Source organism: Segatella albensis DSM 11370 = JCM 12258 (assembly GCF_000426565.1).
GTDB lineage: Bacteria > Bacteroidota > Bacteroidia > Bacteroidales > Bacteroidaceae > Prevotella > Prevotella albensis.
Map to the genome: position 1 here is coordinate 136,014 of NZ_AUFP01000001.1, position 20,883 is coordinate 156,896.

Here is a 20,883-nt window from a genome sequence, read left to right on the forward strand (position 1 = left end):
ACAAATGGCAAACTTAAGATTTGAGGTTGTAGCAGAGGCCTTTAAGAAAAGACCTGTTGACGTGAGGACTCCTTATGAGAGACCTTCGGAATATTTCGCAAAGTATGTGTTCAACCGCCAGAAGATGTACAAATACCTGCCTGCCGACATTTACGAAAAGTTGGTTGACGTGATGGAAAATGGTGCTCATCTGGATAGAGGTATCGCTGATGCTGTGGCCGATGGCATGAAGCAATGGGCTATGGAAAACGGCGTTACCCACTACACACACTGGTTTCAACCTCTGACAGAAGGTACTGCCGAGAAGCACGATGCTTTCGTGGAGCATGATGGCAAGGGCGGAATGATCGAGGAATTCTCGGGTAAACTCCTCGTACAACAGGAACCGGATGCTTCCAGTTTCCCTTCGGGTGGTATCCGCAACACTTTCGAGGCTCGCGGTTATTCTGCTTGGGACCCTACATCTCCTGTCTTCATCATGGACGACACGTTGTGCATCCCTACCATCTTTATCTCATACACAGGCGAGGCTCTCGACTACAAAGCTCCTCTGCTTCGTTCCTTGCATGCCGTCAATGTCGCTGCTACTAATGTATGCCATTATTTCGACCAGAATGTCAAGAGTGTCCATGCGAACCTCGGATGGGAACAGGAATACTTCCTCGTGGACGAAGACTTATATTTCGCTCGTCCTGACCTGATGCTTACCGGTCGCACGTTGATGGGACACGATTCTGCCAAAAACCAGCAGATGGATGACCACTTCTTCGGTACAATCCCTGAACGTGTACAGGCCTTCATGAAAGACCTTGAGATTCAAGCGCTCGAACTCGGCATTCCTTGTAAGACCCGCCATAATGAGGTGGCACCGGGACAGTTTGAGTTGGCCCCAATCTTCGAGGACTGCAACCTGGCCGTAGACCACAACATGTTATTGATGTCGCTCATGAAGAAGGTGGCTCGCAAGCATGGTTTCCAGGTTTTGTTGCATGAGAAACCTTTCGCCGGTATCAACGGCTCGGGTAAGCACAACAACTGGAGTCTGACCACCAACACGGGGGTTCTGTTGCACAAGAGTGGCAAGACTCCTGAAGACAACCTGCGCTTCGTGGTATTCATCGTGGAAACCTTGATGGGTGTATATAAGCATAACGGACTTCTGAAGGCCAGTGTGATGAGTGCCACCAACGATCACCGCTTAGGTGCCAACGAAGCACCTCCTGCCATCATCTCTTCTTTCCTCGGTCGCCAGTTGAGCGATTTGCTCGACCATATTGAGAAGGCTGACAAAGATGAACTCTTCAAGATCGAAGGTAAGAAGGGTATGCAACTCGGCATCCCTGAGATTCCTGAGTTGATGATAGATAACAACGACCGCAACCGTACTTCTCCTTTTGCCTTTACCGGTAACCGTTTTGAGTTCCGTGCCGTAGGTAGCGAGGCCAACAGCGCCAGTGCGATGATCGTACTGAACACCGCCGTTGCCGAAGCGCTCACCAACTTCAAAGTTCGTGTGGATGCGCTCATCGCTAAAGGTGAGGACAAGACCAGCGCTATCGTTGACATCATCCGCGAAGATATCAAAACCTGCAAGCCAATCCGTTTCGACGGCAATGGTTATAGCGACGAATGGAAAGAGGAAGCAGCCCGTCGCGGCCTCGACTGTGAAGCAAGTTGTCCTGTATGTTTCGATCGTTACCTTGATGCTGACAGTATCAAGATGTTCGAGAGCGAGAATGTGATGCAGAAGAACGAACTTGAGGCACGCAATGAGGTGAAATGGGAAACCTATACCAAGAAGATCCAGATAGAGGCTCGTGTGATGGGTGACTTGGCAATGAACCATATCGTTCCTGTGGCTACCCATTATCAGAGTCAGTTGGCTAAGAATGTCGGTAGCATGATAGAAATCTTCGGACGTGAGAAAGCTTTGGAGTTATCCGACAGAAATATCAAGATCATCACAGAGATTGCCGAGCGTACCGACAGCATAGAGAAAGGTGTAGAGGAACTGGTGAATGCACGTAAGGTTGCCAATAAGATTGAGGATGCCCGAGAAAAGGCCGTTGCTTATCACGATACCGTTGCTCCTAAGATGGAGACGATACGTTGTCAGATAGACAAACTAGAACTCATCGTCAGCGATGAGCTATGGACGCTTCCTAAATATCGCGAGATGTTGTTTATCAGATAATTCCGAAAAAAACATATCAAAAAGCCGGTTGGGAATATTCCTAACCGGCTTTTATTTTGTTTTATTTCAGATGTATTCTCATGTTAGAAGCGATATACTCCGAACGACTTGGCAGGGATGGTGATCGTGACACGATTCCCTGATGCTTGAATATCCGAAGTGTGCGGAATAACGGTATTCTTGTGCTTGATGGTATTCTCTGCCAGACGGTTACCATGGAGAATCGTAGCCTTACCGCCATTCAACTTGCCCCCCTTGAAGAAGAGCGTGATCTGCTGATCCTTGTCAGCATTGTTACCGATCTTCACGATATAATTCTTTGAAGGTTTATCATAAACGGCACTAGCATAAAGACCATCCTGTCCGGTGAGGACCTTACCGTCTTCGGTGATGTTTACGATGTTGGTACCCTTATTGGTGCCATAGAGCATCTGTACATACCAGTTGACAGAACGTACACTCGTGAGATTATCAAACCAGATCAAGTCAGGACGCCACTGCCATCCATCGACATGTGCAAAGAGCGGAGCATAAGTAGCCTGATAGACAACATCTGCGTTGCGCTCAAGACCTGTCATGAAACAAGCCTCTGAGAGTGCTGCCTCGAAAGAGTTTGGTTCATGATCGGCATGGGCAGCATACTCACCCGCAAAGACCTTAGGACCCTTACGATCATACTTATCATAACGGTTAGCGTTATCGAAGAACCACTTAGGACTCATATAGTAATGCTCATCCACGAGGTCCACCTTCAACTTGCGCATCTGTTCCCATCCATAGTCGAAATCCTTGCCAGACGCAGAAGGACCCGAAGTTCCACAGATCTTGATGTTTGGATATTTGGCACGAATCTGCTTCACGAATTCTGCCAAGCGCTCAGGATATACCTTACCCCACTGTTCGTTGCCTACACCAATCTGCTTCAGGTTGAAAGGAGCCGGGTGGCCCATCTCTGCACGGAGCTTACCCCACTTCGTGTTCACACCTCCGTTGGCGAACTCTATCAGATCGAGCGCATCATCAATATAAGGTTGAAGGTCTTTCACAGCCACATGCGCATTAGCGTCATCATCTTTGTTCTGGAACTGACAGGCCAATCCACAGCTGACAACAGGCAATGGTTCTGCCCCGATCTTCTCTGACAAAAGGAAGAACTCATAGAATCCCAATCCGTACGATTGATAATAATTAGGATACATACGATGAGGGAAGGTATAGTTCCATCTGTTCTCGTTCAAAGGACGGTTCTCTACAGGTCCTACGGAATTCTTCCACTGATAGCGAGTGGCCAAGTCGGTACCCTCCACGATACAACCACCAGGGAAACGGAAGATACCAGGATGTAAATCGGCCAAGTCCTGTACCAAGTCGGCACGAAGGCCATGCCAGTTGTCTTCCGGGAACATACTGATATGATCGAGGTCAACACCCTCCTTACCCATCAGGAAGATACGCATAAAGCCCTTCTTCACCGTCTTCTTCGACAGCAGCGTAGCCGTATATTTCTGCCATTTATTATTGGTCACCGTGATGGTGTCGCGAGCAATAGGAGAATCATCCTCGCCAACGATTTCCACACGGAGTTTGGTCTTCTTACCCTGTAAGTTATTCAGACGCGCATACACAGAGAAATCATATTTCATCCCCTTCTTCAATCCCATACCGAAGAAGCCATGATTCTCAAGACCGGTAAGTTTCTGATCATGGCCGGCATTCTGAAGGGTTACATAATGAGGATTACGCTCAAAGGCCGGTTTGAAATCATTTACCATGACATTTCCAAAGACATTCCATCCCATCAGATGGTTAGGGAACTCAAAGGAACGATTCTCTACCATCTCGGCATAGAGACCGCCATCGGCTCCAAAGTTGATGTCCTCGAAGAAGATACCATACATCGTCGGTTGAATAGGAGCACCCGGTTTAGCATTCACCGTGAATAGGTGTTGGGCGTTCGCACAAAGTGATGTCATTGCGGCAAAAAGCAATGCACCAAGAATTTTAGGTTTTTTCATTTTAAAAGTTATTATTTAGGTTTTCCTCCGCAAATATACAAAAAAAACATCGTCCGACAATACTGGTTTCTAGTTAAAAATTGAGAGATACCGAAAATTTATTGTAAAAGCAAACTAATAGGACGTAAAAACGCAGTTAACTACGTAAGCTGATGCAGTTAATTTCGTAAGGTAACACGATTAACTGCGTAAAGCGATGAAGTTAACTGCATAAGGCGATGGAGTTAACTGCGTAAAAACACGCATTTAAGCCAACCATTTGAACTCTTTGAAAATTAGAAATTATTAATAATTCTTCCACCTGCTGGAGGAGTAGGATTTCCGTTGTTAAGCTGTGCCTGTATTTGAAGTCTCTGTTGTTCTGTAAGACGTGTGTTATTACCGTCATAAACAACAGAATCTAATTCCAAATAAGTATCAGACCTTGCCACAAACGGGAGATAGTAGTAGTTAAGCCATGATCTATCTTTATCGGATAAATCGCGTCCTTGTGATATATAAGAACCGTCTTTCTTAGTATACATTGGTTTTGATAATCTAGAACTACTTACGTCTTGAGGTCCACTATATCTGAAGTTTATGTAAGGATAGTCGATATTATATTTATCATCATGAGTAGGCAACCCTAATTCAGCGTTGTATGAATTTAGAGAAATAGCCATTAATAATTAAAACCCCCGAAAGTTTTTTATATAACTTTCGGGGGATATTACAAAGAATTACTGTTCTGCAGTTTGATCGGCTGTTGTTGGCCAGTAAGGATTCTGGTACAACGGACTCTGATCGATACTCTTGTGGTCAGCGGCAGTGAGCAAGAACTGGCGTAATGGTAATGGTTCCAGATAGTGAGCCATTCTCCATGTCAGACCATTGTAATAATTGTTGTTGCCCTTGATGACCTCATGAGGACGATAGTATTCACTCAGACTCTTGGCAGAGAGCGTAGCGCTGTTACTTCCGTCGGCAACAGCTCCTGGATACCAGTCTTCCATCACGGTATTCCATACATGGATGCCCTCGGTATGAGCAGGATTCTGAATCAGCTGGTCGTAAGAGCGCCAGCGCTGGAGATCCATGCCACGAAGACCTTCGGCCAGGAGTTCGCAACGACGCTCACGACGGATATTATAGAGCACCTTGTCGGTAAGTTGCTTACCAGCGGTATAAGAACCCCAATCAAGGGTTTCCTTACTCATATCGGTAGCATCGATAGTGGTCTGTGGATTAACGGCTGCACCGGTGAATCCTGCTCTCTCGCGTACGATCTTCCAGTATTCCAACACCTTGCCCGAAAGACTATGGGTGAGCATATACTCGGCCTCCATATAGTTGAGCAAAGCCTCCGTAGCGCGGAACTCCACACATACGTTAGAGCTAGCACCGTTGGCAGTCTGCTCCTTATCAAAGGTCATACCCTTTCGTATTGCATAACCGGTGATATATCCATCCTCAGCATTCGCATTGGTGATGGCAGGAACTGGTTCTATCTCTGTATAATGGTCTTCTGAAGATGACATGTTCTTGAAACAGTTGATGTCACCAGGTTTCTTCAGGAATACAGCCAAACGAGGGTCACGATTCTGTGTTACCTTGTTTACTGAGGTATCACAATATTCGTAAGCGGAAGCATAGATAGGTTTGCCATCCTTCATCAGATAACCTTCTACCAGACTACGGGTGAAACCGGTACCGATGTTACCCTTCTCTACGGCAACCTCGACATCATTTCTTACACCCAACGACTTGTTATACTCGCGCCATAACAGAATCTCTGGTTTACCGGCATCGCTGGTGGTTCCCCAGAGTTCGAGATAAGGATTGCTCTGTCCTTCCTTCTGAGGTACGATACCATTATTGGTAACCAACAGGTTCTTATACTTCTCTGCCACCTTCTCGGCAGCCTCAGCAGACTGGGTAAAGAAGTATTTGGCCTCAGCATCGATAGAGCCCGTAGGATACTGATAGTTGGCATTCTTTGCGGCACCCGGCCATCCCTTACCATTAGGAACGAAAGGTGTACCGGCAAAGTTGGTGAGCCAAGAGCCTTCGAATAGGGCTACACGACTCTTGAACAACAAAGCCACGTCATAAGATACACGGGTGTGACGGTTTTCGAAATCTTCCTTCAGGTAGGTTGTTGCCGTATCTAGGTTGTTGATGATGAAACGGGCAACCTCGTTACAAGGTTGACGCTTGTTGGCTGCCACGAGGATGGCTTCGTTATCAGGAAGGGCCTCGGTAAGGATTGGCAGGTCGCCAAACTTCTTCAACAGATCAAAGTATGCATAAGCACGGAAGAAATACAGTTCACCGATATACTGGCGAATATTCGTCTCATTGCCACTAATCTGACCGGCAGCATACTTGGTCTTGACCTGATTCAACTGATAGTTGATATTACGGATGTTGCCCCAACTCCAGTCACCATTGGTATTACTGGTCTTGTAGAGATTCTTGGTAAACTTACTACTTGGTGTACGCGACATCTGATTGTCGGTATTATTATCCGTTGTGTAAGTTCCATAGTCCCAACCACCATGACCGGGAAGGATATCTGTATAAAATTGGTTGGCAACAGCCTGTACTTGATCTTCGCTGGTATAGAATTTCTCCGGAGTAAGATAAGAAGGTGGCTCTTGTTCTAGATAATCAGAACAAGACACAAGTCCGGCAGCCAGCGTTAATGCGATAATAGGAAATTTATATTTTTTCATGGTTGTATCATTTTTAGAATGTAACGTTAAGTCCAAAAGAGAATGTTCTTGACAGTGGATAACCATTTGTTCTCTCGGCACTGGTACCGATCAGTTCTGGGTCGAACTGCTCAGGCATATCCGTAATGGTGAACAGGTTCTCTGCAGAGAAGAATACGCGCAGATTGCTGATGCTCCATTTTGAGGTGATGGCACGAGGAATAGTATAACCAATCTGGAAGTTCTTCAGACGCATATAAGCTGCATTCATCAGATAACGAGTCTGGCACTTTTCGTTCTTATCACTATACTGTACGCGAGGAAGCCATCCGTTGACATTCTCGCTCATATAACCATTCTGTACAGACCATGTATTGGCATCACGATAGTAATCTTGTACGGCGGTGATACCTGTTGCCCACCACTCCCAAGAGTTGGTAGCACCAAACAGATATTCCAGTGAGCCCCAAGAGCCACCCAACCAACTGTCGCGCTTCATCACGCCCTGGAAGAATGCTCTAAGGTCGAAACCTTTCCAACTTGCGTTCAAGTCGAGACCGAAGAGGAAGCGAGGTGTTGAGTTACCGATAACCTTCAAATCGCCATGGTCTTCGATTGTGTTGGCGCCATTGGTGATCTTCTTGTCGCCATTCAGGTCGGCATACATGATATCACCGGCAGCCCAGTTGCTACCGAGAGAACTCTGGTCGGCAGTAGCAAGATGCTTCTGCATCTCTTCGTCGCTCTTAGCAATACCGATGGTTTCATAACCCCAGATTTCATTCAGGTATCTGCCCTCGATATAGTTATCCAGTGAACCTGTTGGGTTATTAGGATAACGGGTAATCTTGGTACGAGCATCAGAAAGGTTGAAGGTAGCACCATAATGGAGACCATTATGTAAGGTGTCGTTCCATCCAATCTGAAGTTCCCAACCGGTAGTGCGAAGGTCGGTGTTGTTGGTAACAGGAACTGAGGTACCAAGGAGAGCAGGAAGTTCAGGAGCCTTACCCACCATGTTCTTGGTGTTACGTACATAAGCATCGATGCTACCAGTAAGTCGGTTACCAAATAATCCGAAATCGATACCTACATTGTAACTCTCTACGGTCTCCCATGTCAACAGGGCAGAGACGAGACTTGGCGCACTGGTGACATTTGTCTTCTCGCCATTCTGCAACCATGTACCGGCTACTGAGTTATAGGCAATAGTCTGATAAGTTTGATACCAGTTGTTGATATTCTGGTTACCCAGAGAACCGTAAGAGAGACGGAGTTTCAAGTTGTCGAGCCACTTGATATCTGCATTCTTCATGAAACTCTCTTCGGTGATTCTCCAACCGAGTGATACAGAAGGGAATGCTTTCCACATACGGTCACGACGGAATCGTGAAGTACCATCATAACGCAAGTTGGCCTCAAGGAGATAACGCTCCATATAGTTATAGTTGATACGACCGAAGAAACCGGCTGTCTGCCATTGGTTGCGGGCACCGTTCACAGAAGGTACTACGGCAGTGCCATTATAGGCAAGTCCGTTTGTCAAGTCAACTTCTGGCTTTGATGGGTCGAGGATACCATCACGCTGCAAACCGAACTCAAGACGTTTCAACTGTTCTGTCTGGAAACCGCCCATCACATGGAAGTTATGCTTCTTGTTAAGATTCCAACTATATTCCGTATAGGCTTGGAAGTTCAGATAATTATCCTTGAATTCGTCTTCGTGGACGTTTGAACCTTGATTATAGATTACGGCATCACCTGCCACATTATGGTTGTAAGTACGCTGACTGTCCCAATGACGTGTACGGTTATCTACCTTATAGTTGAATTCTACATGGGTAACCCAGTTCTTGATCGGTTCGAAAACGAATCCTAACTGATGATTCAACAAATCGCGCTCTGTCGTGTCCTCACCACCTGTAGCAAGTCCGAGAGCTGGAGATGGTGAACTATAGAGATAGCCGTTACGATCGTAAAGAGGAAGCATTGGCCATCCTTGACGAGCCATATCACTATACAGACTACCCGTCATGGCAGAAGGACGCTTATAGTTGGTACGAGTATAGCGCATCGCATAGTTCATGCGAGCCCATTTAGACAACTGTGCACTAAACTTGGCTGTTCCGTTGTAACGCTTATAGCCATCGGAACCCATATTCATGAAACCACCCTTGTCGAGATAGTTGAATGATGCATAGTAGTTCATCTTATCACTACCACCATTCACACTGGCGTTATGTTCCATAGAGAAGGCTGTGCCTTTATAGACAACATCATACCAGTCGACATCGTCGATACCATAGCCATAACCGTCTGCCCATGTGGTACCATTCTCTGTAGGGATAGCATAAAGCAAGGTACCGTCAGCAGCCTGACGAACACCAGGACTATATGGAGTGGCATTGTGATAAGCTACGATCTGCTTCATTCTGTCTTCACCGAAGAACACACTTTGTCCACTATTTGTCTTGGCATCATTCACCCAAGCGGCATAGTCGACAGAGTTCATCATGTGTTTGCCACGAATCAAATTACTAAACTGGAAACTGTTGTTATAGTTTACCGTAACCTTACCTTCTTTACTACCATTCTTCGTGGTAATCAGGATGACACCGAACGGTGCGCGAGATCCATAGATAGAAGAGGCTGCAGCATCCTTCAATACAGAAATGCTCTCGATATCCTGTGGGTTCACGGTATTGATATCGCCCTCCATACCGTCTATCAGGATAAGAGGTGATCCACTGGAACCTTCGCCAATGGTGGCTGTACCACGGACATTGATAGATGGATTCGACTCCAAGCTACCACTTGTAGAAGAAATCTGCAATCCCGGAACGACACCTTGCAGAGCTTGTGCAGCACTCTGCACCGGACGCTGGGCAAGTTCTTCACCGTCTACAACGGCCACAGAACCGGTAAGGTTCACCTTCTTCTGTGTACCGAAACCTACGACAACGACCTCGTTCAAGGCCTTGCTATCTTCTACCATCGTAATGTTAATAGGTCCACGACCGACCTTGACTTCTTGGTTCTTGAATCCGATGTAAGAAATCTCAAGTATTGCACCCGGTTGGGCCTCAAGAGAGAACTTACCATCCAAATCGGTGATAGCACCGGCAGAGGTTGAACCTTTCACCTTAACGGTGGCACCAATGATTGGTTCACCTGTAGGGTCAACGACATGTCCTTTAACAACATTCGATTGTTGTGTGATCTGTGCAGCTGAAGCTTGTATCACTCCAAGTGGAGATAATGAACACCCAACTGTCAATGCCAAAAGCATCATCGTGCGTTTTGACGTCATCATAAGATAATCGTGTTTCATTAATTAAAAAATTAGGTTAAATAGATATATTATTAATTTAAGTGATTAATCATTTCTTCAGTTTCCAACTATCTTTCCATTCGATAACAGGAACATCATCAACGAACTGAATAGGCAGCCACAGATATCTGGAATCATCCGGATGTGATGGGCGCCATTCGTCGGCCATGAAGATATAGGTGTGCTTTTTAGGTAGAGGGAGTATATAGGTACTCTGTCCGTTGAATGTTTTCTTGGCATTCTCACCGACACAAGGTGATGGATGTTGTTTCCATGGTCCCCAGATACTATTGCTCGAGAACATACGCGCTTCATTGGGAGCCCACCCTGTACAGCCACTGGTTATCATCCAGTATTTTCCGTTGTGCTTCATAATGGCAGGTGCTTCATTCTGTCCTCCTGCTGCCACGCGTACATATTTTCCTGTATGTGAGGTGTAATCATCGGAGAGTTCTGCGATATGCAGGGTCATATTTTCCTCGGATGAGAAGATATGGTAGGCTTTGCCGTCATCATCGACAAAGAGTGTCATATCACGGGCCATCTGTCCTCCTGCTAGGTCACGCTTTAGGAAAAGTCCTTTCTTCACGGCCTCATTCCATTCCGGTGTCCACCATTCTTTATATTTGTCAGCATCAAGACGGTTCAGTTCTGCGATCTGTTCTGCCGTCATATCCATAGGATATTTCCCGGCATTCACACGCGAAGAACGGAGAAAGCGGTAAGGACCGGTGACGCGATCGCTCACAGCAACACCTGCACGAGCAGCTCCATACCCTTGACCTTTGAGTTCCAGATGAAACCACATGACAAACTTGTGGGTTTTACGATTGTAGATGACTTTGGGGCGCTCCAAGATGCAACCTTTCTCGATATCATTGCCTGGTTCATCAGAAACCGACAAGGCAACGCCTTCATACTTCCAATCTTTCAGATTCTTCGAAGAATAACAATTTACACCAACTAACGCCGCTGTTGTCTTGGCGTCTTTGTCTTCTCCAAACCAATAATAACGGTTACCGTACTTGATAATACCTCCACCATGTGCATTGATGTGCTTTCCAAAATTATCGGGCCATAACTTTCCCGGATGAAATTCCTGCCCATATATTAATATGGTGGAAAGAAACATAAACATGGTTGTTAGACTTCTTAGGTTGTAGTGCATTTTCTAGGTTATCTATTTTTGACACAAATATAGATATTTTATCATTAATGACCAAAAGAAAAAGAGAAAAAAGATAGATATATTTGATTATTCGGCATATTATACGTAATTTTGCCATAAATAAGATTTGCACAAATGGAAAATCCATATATCAAACAATATCCCGATCTGATGTCGGGGAAAAAAGTAATGTATGTTCATGGTTTCATGTCCTCTGCACAAAGTGGAACGGTGAAACTTTTACAGGAATTGATGCCGCAGGCTGATATCATCGCCGAGGATATTCCCCTGCATCCGGAAGAGGCTCTGACGATGCTTAGAGAACTTGCTGACAGGGAGAAACCGGATTTGATCATCGGTTCTTCTATGGGTGGTATGTTCACGGAGATGCTATATGGATATGATCGCATCCTCGTGAACCCGGCCTTTAAGATGGGTGACACGATGAGTAGTATGACGGGGAAACAGCAGTTTCAGAATCCACGAAAGGATGGCGTACAAGACTTCATGGTGACGAAAGGTCTGATCAAGGAATATGCTGAGATATGCTCTCATTGTTTCGAGGGCTGTGAAGACGAGGACAAGGGTAGGATCTTCGGTCTCTTCGGTGACAAGGACCCTGTCGTACATACCTTCGACTTATTCCGTGAACATTATCCTCAGGCCATCTATTTCCATGGCGAGCATCGCCTCATCGACAAGGTGGCTCATCATTATCTGATTCCTGTCATCCGTTGGATTGATGACCGACAGAACGGGAAGGAGCGTCCTGTCGTCTATATTGACTATTCTACGCTGCACGATAGTTATGACAATCCTACATCAAGTATGCACAAGGCTTATGAGATGCTGATTGAAAACTATCAGGTGTATATCGTTGCCGATGCTCCTACCAACGACCATGAGTATCTTACGAAGGTACAGACATGGGTGGAGGAATATCTTAGTGCTCCGGCATGGAACCATGTGATCTTTACCAAACAGAAAAATCTGCTCTATGGCGATTATTTCATCGATACCACACCTGATGAGAATTTCATGGGAACGACTATCGCCTTCGGCAGCAACGAGTTCAAAACTTGGGAGGAGATCATCACGTTCTTTGAACGACTGGGTGGACAATAACCCTTTATCATAAAAAAGACGGAATATCAATATTCCGTCTTATCTGTTTTCTGCATCCATGCTTCGAAAGCTTTAATGGCTTCGGCACGCATGAAAATTTCCATTGGTTTATGACGATCTACCGGTTTTAGAGCAATCTCCTGATAGATGAAATCATCATCAAATCCTATCTTTGCAGCATCTTTACGATCGTTAGCATAATAGATCTTGTCGAGATGTGCCCAATAGATTGCTCCCAGACACATCGGACACGGTTCACAACTCGTATAGATGTCACAACCAGCCAAATCGAAAGAGCCCAACTTCTTAGTAGCCTTACGGATGGCATTCACCTCTGCATGGGCAGTAGGATCGTTGTCAATGGTAACACTATTAGAAGCCTCGGCTATAATCTCGCCATCCTTGACGATGACAGCGCCAAAAGGACCTCCGCCATTCTTGACGCTATTAATAGAGAGGTCGATAGCTCTCTGCATAAAATCCTTTTTTTCCATAGGCTTTGTTTTTATGAATAGCAAGCAAAGGTACAAAAAAAATGAATTAGAACAAAATTTTTTCCGTATCTTTGCAATAATATGGAGAATATCATTACAGCAGAAGAACTCTTCCATAGAGTGGAAGAGATACTTACGCGGGCTGACCTTGACGGTTCTGCACGCAATAAGATGATGCACGACACGTTGGTGCTCTGTTGTCATGCGGGAATCAAAGATACGCAACAGAGTTATGGTAATCTATTCTCTCAAGTGGATTATCTGTGTAAGTTGCATCATATGAGCGCCGGTGACAAGATGGCAATACAGACGATGCGCCGACATAGCAATTCGGAAGTTCCTCTGCCATCAACGGAGATGAAATATGATCTGCGCGCACTTTGTCTGCTGATTTCTGCGGTATTCTCCGTAGATATTCCTTCGAATGTCGTAAGCCTCATCCCTTCCGAAAATCGTCCCTACACGAGTCAATTGGATATCAACAATAGGTACATCCGTTGTATCGTACAGCAGTTTGACGAGAATTTCATCTTCGTCAGCATGGATACGGAGCATGCTGATATGGATTTCAAGATACATCTGCGCAACGAAGAACTTGCCATCGACCATAGTTATCTCACCGACATCCTTTACAAGGGGATGCAACTGAATCTCCTTGATAATCATGTTGATAAGGCTTCAAATACGATAACGGCACGAATCATCGTGGTGGAACCGGATTATCTGATCGACATCAGCGCCATTGCGGCTTGTTTCTTGGAATGTGGACATCATCCTCTTCTCTATATCGTCAACCAGATGAAACCTCGGGCAAACTCGCAGGCTACTTTACTCGGTAACTTTGCGGGAAGTGCTCTTGATGATATCATCAACTGTCGAGAACAATACGATCCTCGTGACACTCTTAAAAGTAATTTCAAGGAGAAAGCGCTGGAGTTTTGTACCTGTACCGGTTTCGATTCTCAGAAGTTCAAGGAGGATGCTTACAAGCAATGCTATAATCTTGGACAGGTCGTTCGGGTTCTCTTCGGGAAGATGCCGGGACGCGAACATCTTTACGACAAAAGTAAGGCTATCCTCGAGCCTTCATTCATCTGTGAGGCTTTGGGCATTCAAGGACGAGTCGACTTGATGACAACAGATTATAAACTGCTGGTGGAACAGAAATCGGGCAGGAATATCAATGTGGAGCGCCGACAGTCTGACCCACGTTACCGTAGTTTCCAACTTGAAAACCATTACGTGCAGTTGCTGCTTTATTACGGTGTGCTGCATTATAATTTCCATCTCGGTAAGGAGAAGGTGGACATTCGACTACTTTACTCTAAATATCCTCCACGCGATGGGTTGATGGTAGTAGCTTATTATCAGAAACTCTTTCGAGAGGCGATAAAGTTCCGTAACCAACTGGTTACTGAAAATATCGGGATGGCTCGTGACGGATTCGAGACCAGACTCAACGAACTGTATCCGGACTTCTTGAATGTAAACAAGTGTGACAGTTATTTCTATAAAAGGTTTATCACTCCTCAATTCGCCGAGATCACCGACCCTATCCATCAACTATCTCCACTCGAAGAAAGTTATTTCTGCAGGATGATGACTTTCGTCCTGCGCGAAGAACTCATCTCTAAGTTGGGCGCTCAGGAGGGAACAAGCAATTCGCAGAGTGACCTGTGGAACTTGCCGCTGGCAGAGAAGAAAGATACAGGAAGTATTTATACGGGACTGAAGATAGTAGAGAAATCGAAAAGCTCTGATTTCAATGGCTTCGACACGCTTACGTTTTCTATTCCTGATCAAGGGGAAGACTTTCTGCCCAACTTCCGCATGGGTGACATGGTATATCTCTATGCTTATGCTGACCAAGCAACGCCTGATGTGCGAAGCGCAATCCTCTTCAAAGGTGTGCTACAGGAGATTCATACTGAACGAATCATCGTACATCTGAACAATGGACAACAGAATCCGGATGTCATCACCGGTGATAACTTTGCGATAGAGCATGCTTCTTCGGATGCTTCCATTGGTGGAGCTATACGGGGTCTGCATCAACTGATATGTTCTGAACAGCACAAACGACAGTTGCTCTTAGGGCAACGTGAACCGAGAAAGGATGAGTCGCTCGTCCTCTCCGGAAGTTACGACGACATCCTTGATCCGATACTTCTGCGGGCCAAACAAGCACAAGACTATTTCCTACTCATCGGGCCACCGGGAACGGGCAAGACCTCTCGCGCTCTCCAGTTTATGGTACGCGAGGCTTTATCCACACCGAGACGTAATGTTCTGCTTATGTCGTACACGAACCGTGCCGTCGATGAAATCTGTGAGATGCTGTGTGATAACGAGATTCCTTTCCTTCGCATCAGCAACGAGTATTCCTGTGATGAGCGTTTCAAACCATATCTGCTGGAAAAGGCCATAGAACATTCTCCTAAACTTGCTGACATCCGTAATATATTAATAGGTACGCGCGTAATCGTAGGTACCACATCCTTCATGGCTGCCAAACCTTTCATCTTCAATCTTAAGCATTTTGATTTGGCAATCATCGATGAGAGCAGTCAGATTCTAGAACCCAACCTCATCGGTCTACTGACACTTGTCGACAAGTTTATCCTTGTTGGCGACTACAAGCAATTACCTGCCGTGGTACAACAGAGTGAGAACGAATCCAGAGTAGATGACAAACTGTTGCAAGATATCTGTCTCGACAACTGCCGCAACTCTCTTTTCGAACGTCTCATCCATTGGGAGGAGAAGAACCGTCGCAATGAGTTCATCGGAATTCTACGTCGACAAGGACGAATGCATCCCGCCATCGCCGAATTTCCGAACAAGATGTTCTATTTCCGTGAAAACCTCGAACCAGTACCATGCCCACACCAGTTAGACCAGTCGATTGCTCATCGTATGGTCTTCATCCCGAGTGAATTCTGCAAGCAGCCCAACATATCAGACAAGATCAATATCTCGGAAGCAAAGATCGTGGCCGGATGCCTACAGAAGATCTATCAAGAACATAAGGACGACTGGGATGCGACGAAGACCGTGGGCGTCATCGTGCCATACCGCAACCAAATTGCCATGATACGCAAGGAAATAGAAAAACTGGATATTGTCGATTTGCAGAAGATCAGCATCGACACCGTAGAGCGCTATCAAGGTAGTCAGCGCGATGTCATCATCTACAGTTTTACCATACAAAACTATTATCAACTGGAATTCCTCACAAGCAACTGTTTCCGTGAGGGAGAACGCATCATCGACAGAAAGCTCAACGTTGCCATCACCCGAGCACGAAAACAGATGATTATGACAGGTAACGTACAGATACTATCCAGGAATCTGATATTCAGAGAGTTAATCAATTTCTGCAAAGAGAAAAAAGAATTTATTGAACAATTTTAATAAACTTATAGCACAATTTTAACATAAATGATTTCCTTATATACCCAAACATTCCTACCTTTGCATCGACTATAAGAATATAGATTGTATAACAACAAATTAAGAGTTTTATGAAAAAGTTTTTAATGACTGTTATTGCAGCCGTATTGGTTGCAGTAAGTGCTGATGCACAGGTTTATGTAGGTGGTAGTTTAGGTATTGCAGGTAACGATTACAATGATAACACCACAACAAGTTACAAGTTTGTTCCAGAAGTTGGTTACAACTTCAATCGCGACTGGGCAGCAGGTGTTGCTTTCGGTTGGCAAGGCGAGACTGAGGGTAATGCAAAATCTGTAGAGGTAAACCCTTACGTTCGTTACACATTCCTTCATTCTAAATATGTAAACGTATTCTGCGATGGCAGTTTCGGCTATACACACCAGTATGATGCAGGTCAGGATGCAGACCTCTTCGCAGTAGGTTTACGCCCAGGTGTTGCAGTCAACCTGACCAAGAGATTATCATTCGTTACTCATGCAGGATTCCTTGGCTGGAACCAGACCAAGAATAACAACACCAATGTAAAGGTAAGCCACTACGGTCTCGACCTTGATGGCAACAACTTGACTTTCGGTTTGTATCTGAACTTCTAATTTTTAGAAAAGGATTATAAAGTCAATAGCAGCCAATCGGAGTATCATCCGATTGGCTGTTTTTTTGTTCTCTTTTTTCTTCTTTTCCTTATAATAGGGATTTTCCCCTAACGAATAGGGAAAACACACCATATCGTAAAGGAAAAGCCATTACCTTTGCTGCCAGAATACTTGAAAGGAAAAAACAAGAACAACAAATAAAAACAATTAGATATGAAAAAACTATTATTAATGGCAGTAGTACTGCTCTCATCAGTAGGTGCTTTCGCACAGCATACAGTAGGTAGCGTAACTTTCCAACCAAAAGTTGGTATGAACCTCGCAGGTCTTACAAACCTTGACAAAGACGACCGCCGGCTCGGTCTTGCAGCAGGTGCAGAGTTCGAATACCAAGCTACTCCTGTATTCTCTTTGAGTGCCGGTGCCTTATATTCTATGCAAGGAACACAGGACGACAAAGATAACACCCTAAAAATGGATTATATCAACGTACCTGTCCTGGCTAATGTCTATGTAGCCCCAGGTCTTGCACTGAAAGCCGGTCTGCAACCAGGTTTCCTCGTAAACAGCAGCAGTTCTGATACTTTCAAATCAGTAGACCTGTCAATTCCTGTTGGTGTTTCTTATGAATACGAGAACTTCGTGTTGGATGCTCGTTACAACTTTGGTGTAACAAACGTGGTAAAAGACGACATCAACCGTTTCATCAACCGTTTCATCAACAGTGATTGCAAGAACTCAGTATTCCAGCTTACCCTGGGTTATAAGTTCGATCTCTAATATTAGATTTTAAGAAATACCTATATTGACAAGGAAGACTCCTATACGGAATCTTCCTTTTTTTATGATAAAGGTATAATACCGCTTTGTCATCAATGGGAAAAGATGATATGCTTTCAGCTACAACAGAGATAAGAACATAAAAAAAGGGGCTCCGCTGAGTCCCAACCTTTTGTTAACCTTAAATCTAATACTATGAAAAACACGATGCAAAGGTATCTACATTTCTCTAAACGCCAAATAATTACAAAAGAATTATATTTTACCCCAACAAATTCTTGATATAAATCAAAACAGAACCTTACTTTTTCTTAAAATATTTGGAGGTATCAAAAAGAATAGCTATCTTTGCAAATAGAGACATAGAAAACAGAAAGAAGAAAGGATACAGAATTCTGACAGTAAAACGTCAGAATTCTCTATTTTTTTGTCCCTGTTAGAACATTTTAGTAGTAACAATTAAAAAGAAAATATTATGGCTTATATGTCACAAGCAGGCTACGACAAACTCGTAGCAGAGCTACGTCAGCTCGAAACAGTTGAGCGCCCTAAGGCTTCGGCTGCTATTGCAGAGGCTGCCGATAAGGGAGATTTAAGTGAGAATTCTGAATATGATGCTGCAAAGGAAAATCAGGCTCATCTCGAAGCTAAGATCAACGAACTGAAGCTAACCATCGCAGAAGCTAAGATCGTAGATATCTCTCGTCTGAGCGCTGATGCAGTACAGATTCTTTCAAAAGTTGAGATGACCAACCTTACATTGAACAAGAAGATGATCTACACAATCGTGAGCGAGCAGGAAGCCAACCTGAAGGAAGGAAAGATTTCCATCAAGACCCCTATCGCACAAGGATTGCTCAACAAGAAAGTTGGTGATATTGCGGAAATCAAGATTCCTCGTGGCACCATCCAGTTGCGCATCGACAAGATTACTCTCGAATAATCAATTCATATAAAGACATTCTGATTATGGCAACAATATTCAGTAAGATTGCAGCAGGCGAGATTCCTAGCTACAAATGTGCAGAAAGTGACAAGTTTTATGCTTTTCTCGACATTAGTCCCATCGCCAAAGGTCATACTTTGGTGATTCCTCGCAAGGAAGTAGATTATATCTTCGATATGGACGACCAGGATTTGGCCGAATTCGAAGTCTTCGCCAAGAAGGTGGCAAAAGCTATAAAAGCTGTTTTCCCTTGTAAGAAAGTAGCTCAGGTAGTTTTAGGCCTTGAGGTGCCTCATGCTCACATCCACCTTATCCCGATGAATTCAGAAGCCGACGTAAACTTCCGTAAGGAGCATCTGAAACTCGAAGATAGCGAGATGAAAACAATTGCTGATAACATCTATGCCGAATTCAAGAAGTTGGGATAACCCCTGCTTCATCTATTAATAAATATAAAGGCTGGTCTTGATAGTAATAAGACCAGCCTTTATTATATGATAAGGTATGGGAAAGCCATCACACATATCCCTCACCTTTCTTGATGAGAACCTCATTCACATATTTTTTGACGAGTGCCGAAGAATCCTCCTTCTTGCATACCAAGAGCACGTTATCCTTCTCGGCCACGATATATCCATCCAATCCATTCAGCACAGCCAGTTTACCCGACGGCATCTTGATCACATTATTATGGCAATCCTCGAGGAGCACATCAGAGTTGATGACCACATTATCGTCATCACTCTTCTGCATCGCCTCATAGATACCATGCCATGTACCCACATCAGCCCATCCGAAAGTACACTTCTTCACATATACATTTTCCGATTTCTCGAGTACACCATAATCTATAGAAATATTCGGATACGAAGGGAAGTGCTCCTTCACATATTCACTCTCCTCTTCTTCCGTGAAATCAGGGTTCACCTTGTCAAGATTACGCAACACCGATGGCAGGAACTTATACAGACATATACCAAGATAATGGACATTAGAGAGGAAGATACCCGTATTCCAGAACCATTCACCGCTCTCCATGAAAGCCTTGGCAAACTCACGGTCAGGTTTTTCGATAAAGCTCTGCACCTTAAAGATATCATCAAAGTGAGAATAGTCACCCAACTGGATATATCCATATCCCGGTTCCGGACGAGTAGGCTTCACTCCCATCGTAAGCAAGCAATTGTTGTTGGCAACGAATTCCAAGCCCTCTTTCAAGTCACGTTCAAACTGTTCAGCATCCAAGATGACCTGATCCGAAGGAACGACGACCAAGTTAGCATACGGATTACGATGAGCCACCCGATGAGCCACCCATGCCACACTAGGAGCAGTATTACGATGGATCGGTTCAGCCATCAGATTATTCTCAGCCAAATCAGGCAACTGTTGTCTTACCAAATCAGCATATTCAATATTCGTATTTACGAGAACATGATCAGGGTTCATGAATTTCGTCATGCGCTCATACGTCTGTTGCAATTGAGTTTTCCCAGTACCGAAAAAGTCAATAAACTGTTTAGGATAACTCTCACGACTACACGGCCAGAGCCTTCTACCCTTTCCACCAGCCAATATTACACAATAATCATTATTCGATGTCATCATAGTCTTAACGCATGTTTGATTTCGATGTAAAGGTACGAAAAAATAGCAATTATTAGCAAGAAAATTAAGAATTTTATGCTAAAAGTTTGTCAATTCGAAAAAAAGTACTACCTTTGCAGCGTCAATCACAAAAGACGCCATGCCCAGATGGCGGAATTGGTAGACGCGCTGGTCTCAAACACCAGTGCCGCAAGGCATGCCGGTTCGATCCCGGCTCTGGGTACAAAACAAAGTGCTGTAACTTTTAGTTACAGCACTTTTTCTTTGGTTTATTATGTAAGATTCAATAATATAAAAAATAAGGATTCTTATGTTTACAGACTGGTAAGAATCAAAATTAGTTTTTTCTATAACACAACTATTCACAGAGGACTTTTCAACCGATTTTATAAAAGAACCCTGAGTATGCTTAAACGTGAATTCAACTAGCAAATGCAAATTTACGATATTTTTTCATAAATGCATTATGATGGTGTCCGT

At 44.4% G+C, this 20,883-nt stretch carries 14 protein-coding genes and 1 tRNA gene; 8 read left to right on the forward strand and 7 right to left on the reverse strand.

Translation table 11 applies throughout. The annotated features are described in order from the left end of the window. Positions 1–4 precede the first annotated feature (4 nt). A complete protein-coding gene (locus tag K333_RS0100640) occupies positions 5–2,194 on the forward strand; it encodes a glutamine synthetase III family protein (RefSeq protein ID WP_024989448.1) in 2,190 nt (729 codons plus the stop codon). Positions 2,195–2,277: 83 nt separating this feature from the next. Here K333_RS0100640 and K333_RS0100645 read toward each other — a convergent pair whose 3' ends face one another. The 5 genes from K333_RS0100645 to K333_RS11635 form a co-directional block, all read right to left on the reverse strand. Continuing rightward, positions 2,278–4,209, reverse strand: a complete 1,932-nt coding sequence (locus K333_RS0100645) for an alpha-L-arabinofuranosidase C-terminal domain-containing protein (protein ID WP_027452208.1) — start codon at positions 4,207–4,209, stop codon at positions 2,278–2,280. A gap of 275 nt (positions 4,210–4,484) precedes the next feature. Further along, positions 4,485–4,832 (reverse strand): hypothetical protein, encoded by a 348-nt coding sequence (locus tag K333_RS0100650; protein ID WP_154652956.1) that lies wholly within the window; start codon positions 4,830–4,832, stop codon positions 4,485–4,487. Positions 4,833–4,928: 96 nt separating this feature from the next. Further along, positions 4,929–6,923, reverse strand: a complete 1,995-nt coding sequence (locus K333_RS0100655; RefSeq protein WP_027452209.1) for a RagB/SusD family nutrient uptake outer membrane protein — start codon at positions 6,921–6,923, stop codon at positions 4,929–4,931. 13 nt (positions 6,924–6,936) lie between these two features. After that, positions 6,937–10,233: a SusC/RagA family TonB-linked outer membrane protein gene (locus tag K333_RS0100660; RefSeq protein WP_027452210.1), complete on the reverse strand. Its 3,297-nt coding sequence runs from the start codon at positions 10,231–10,233 to the stop codon at positions 6,937–6,939. Between the two features lie 49 nt (positions 10,234–10,282). Further along, the gene (locus K333_RS11635; RefSeq protein ID WP_051230827.1) at positions 10,283–11,371 is read right to left on the reverse strand and encodes a glycoside hydrolase family 43 protein; all 1,089 of its coding nucleotides are present in this window, start codon (positions 11,369–11,371) and stop codon (positions 10,283–10,285) included. Between the two features lie 165 nt (positions 11,372–11,536). On the opposite strand from K333_RS11635, the gene K333_RS0100670 reads away from it, so the two are divergent. Further along, on the forward strand, positions 11,537–12,526 hold the full coding sequence (locus tag K333_RS0100670; protein WP_024989451.1) for a YqiA/YcfP family alpha/beta fold hydrolase: 990 nt from the start codon (positions 11,537–11,539) through the stop codon (positions 12,524–12,526). A 26-nt stretch (positions 12,527–12,552) separates the two neighbouring features. Here the strand turns inward: K333_RS0100670 and K333_RS0100675 are convergent, their stop codons facing one another. Further along, positions 12,553–13,020, reverse strand: a complete 468-nt coding sequence (locus K333_RS0100675; protein WP_024989452.1) for a nucleoside deaminase — start codon at positions 13,018–13,020, stop codon at positions 12,553–12,555. A gap of 81 nt (positions 13,021–13,101) precedes the next feature. Between K333_RS0100675 and K333_RS0100680 the strand changes: the two genes are divergently transcribed. The 5 genes from K333_RS0100680 to K333_RS0100700 all read left to right on the forward strand — a co-directional run bounded on the left by K333_RS0100680 (position 13,102) and on the right by K333_RS0100700 (position 19,223). Further along, entirely contained in the window at positions 13,102–16,434 is a 3,333-nt protein-coding gene (locus tag K333_RS0100680) for a DEAD/DEAH box helicase (RefSeq protein ID WP_027452211.1), read from the forward strand. A 110-nt stretch (positions 16,435–16,544) separates the two neighbouring features. After that, positions 16,545–17,069, forward strand: coding sequence for an outer membrane beta-barrel protein (locus tag K333_RS0100685; protein ID WP_024989453.1), 525 nt, complete (start codon positions 16,545–16,547; stop codon positions 17,067–17,069). Between the two features lie 213 nt (positions 17,070–17,282). Beyond that, a complete protein-coding gene (locus K333_RS0100690) occupies positions 17,283–17,849 on the forward strand; it encodes a porin family protein (protein WP_024989454.1) in 567 nt (188 codons plus the stop codon). Positions 17,850–18,324: 475 nt separating this feature from the next. Further along, positions 18,325–18,792 carry a transcription elongation factor GreA gene (gene greA, locus K333_RS0100695; RefSeq protein ID WP_024989455.1) on the forward strand — a complete coding sequence of 156 codons (468 nt, stop codon included), beginning with the start codon at positions 18,325–18,327 and terminating at the stop codon, positions 18,790–18,792. Positions 18,793–18,818: 26 nt separating this feature from the next. Then, the gene (locus K333_RS0100700) at positions 18,819–19,223 is read left to right on the forward strand and encodes an HIT family protein (RefSeq protein ID WP_024989456.1); all 405 of its coding nucleotides are present in this window, start codon (positions 18,819–18,821) and stop codon (positions 19,221–19,223) included. A gap of 88 nt (positions 19,224–19,311) precedes the next feature. Here K333_RS0100700 and K333_RS0100705 read toward each other — a convergent pair whose 3' ends face one another. After that, entirely contained in the window at positions 19,312–20,403 is a 1,092-nt protein-coding gene (locus K333_RS0100705) for a mannose-1-phosphate guanylyltransferase (protein ID WP_027452212.1), read from the reverse strand. A 141-nt stretch (positions 20,404–20,544) separates the two neighbouring features. Here K333_RS0100705 and K333_RS0100710 point away from each other — a divergent pair. After that, positions 20,545–20,626 (forward strand) — tRNA-Leu (locus K333_RS0100710). The last annotated feature ends 257 nt before the right edge of the window (positions 20,627–20,883 follow it).